The organism is Petrocella sp. FN5, assembly GCF_029210395.1.
Classification (GTDB): domain Bacteria; phylum Bacillota; class Clostridia; order Lachnospirales; family Vallitaleaceae; genus Petrocella.
Window position 1 is genome coordinate 1 of the sequence record NZ_JARGDP010000165.1, and the last position, 1,719, is coordinate 1,719.

Sequence of the window (1,719 nt, forward strand, 5' to 3'; positions counted from 1 at the left end):
GTTACTATTCAGCCTAAACTAAATAACGACGAACAATCCGGCTAAAAAATAGCCGGTGAACCATCTAATATTTTAATGATATTTTGAAACACACCCATGTTTTTTCGTTTGCATGTTTCAATCACACTTAAAATCTTACAATACATTTGATGCCCTTCTGATTTTCGAAAACCACCTGACATTTTCTGGCGATTTTTACATTTTCTAAGGTCACGCTCAGACATATTGTTTTCAAAAGGAACTGTGAAGTCCTTAATAAACAATAAGTGGTTTTCCTTGTACTTTTGTAACCGATTTAATAACTTTTTTTCGTCCTTTTTTGCGTATTTTCCAACACATGTTTTGTTTTGCATAATACCAGTTTCTAAGATGGCATCATATTGTGACACATACCATTCAACCTCAGATTCGGTAAACAACTGATTGCTTTCGATTTTTTGTTTTCTTGCTTTGTTAGCATCACATAGCAATGTCATCATTAGACTTGACCAGTTATTTTGGGTTTCTTCTGTGTTCTTTTTAAGGTACCTTAGTAGATGTACATTACATTCTCCATGTGCTGTACCAAAGTGATATAAGGCGGTTTCGTGATCGTGTATTAATGTTCCTGAAAACACTTTGAGAAACGGTATGTCTTTTAAAGAAACCAAACTTTTCTTGTCCATAGAATGATATAACACCGCTCCTTGTGTGCTGAAATTACGCACATAGCATGCTGATCCATTATTCGTCATATTCGTTGCATCCGTACATACCGTCTTGCTATTTAATAACTCTGATTCAATCTGATTCATACTTTTGTTGCATTGTTCAGAAAACCGCTTGATAAAACCATAAATGCTACCAGAAGATATTTCTAGTTTATGATTGCTTATCGCATTAATGAAGTTACTAATCCGCTCGTTTGATACGACACCCTCTGCATACAGTTCAACGCTTAATGCTTTAACTAAGTTTCCATAAGTAACATCGCTTTTTAAGCTTTCAGGAATTTCATATTGACCAGCTTCATTGGGATAAATTCTGATTTCTTGAATAACAGGGCTGATTTTCAGGTCCAAGATATATTTCTTTTTGTATTGATTAGATACATGACCTAAATGAATGACCTGGTGATCATAGTCACCTGAAATAATCTTTTCTTCCACATCCTTTTTCGTTAGAGTTTTGCCTTTATGACCCTTTTGTCCACCTGGTTTTTTATCAGTTTTACCTCGGCCATTGTACTTATTAGCACTTTTAGTTTTCTGATCCGATGATGGTGGTAATGAAGAGTTGGTACTATCATTATTGAGAATACCTTTAAGGCGTTGGTTGTCATCTTTCAGTAATTGATTCTCTATTTTAAGTGTGGTATTTTCTGCTTTTAATGTTTTAACGGTATTTTTCAAACCAGTAATTTCAACTTTAGTGTCTTTTTCGAATCTATCAAAGCGCGCCATGAAATCTTGCAGTTGATTATATACACTTTTTTCATAATCGCTTTCTCGTCCCATGAGCGCCTCCTTTAGCTTGATTCTCTAGGTTTATTTTACCAAAAATCAAGGTAATAAGCGAATCAGACGTAAGAAGACTACCGTCAAAATGACTGTGTATATCTTTGTGATTTTACTTAAGCAAGTGGATAAAAGTGCATTCAATCTTTAAAAAATAGGCTTTCGAAAAATAGTTACCCACATTTCGAGATTGAATGCTTCGATATCCACTTATTAACTCAAG

1 protein-coding gene is annotated in these 1,719 nt (G+C 34.3%); it reads right to left on the reverse strand.

Annotation, left to right across the window (positions count from 1 at the left end):
* Positions 1–41 precede the first annotated feature (41 nt).
* Complete coding sequence (locus P0N36_RS15205; RefSeq protein WP_275843731.1) at positions 42–1,496, reverse strand: IS66 family transposase; 1,455 nt, start codon at positions 1,494–1,496, stop codon at positions 42–44.
* Positions 1,497–1,719: the final 223 nt, after the last annotated feature.

Bases quoted from the DNA above. Each gene is read 5' to 3' on its own strand.
- P0N36_RS15205 (WP_275843731.1), bottom strand. From the start codon at position 1,496: ATGGGACGAGAAAGCGATTATGAAAAAAGTGTATATAATCAACTGCAA.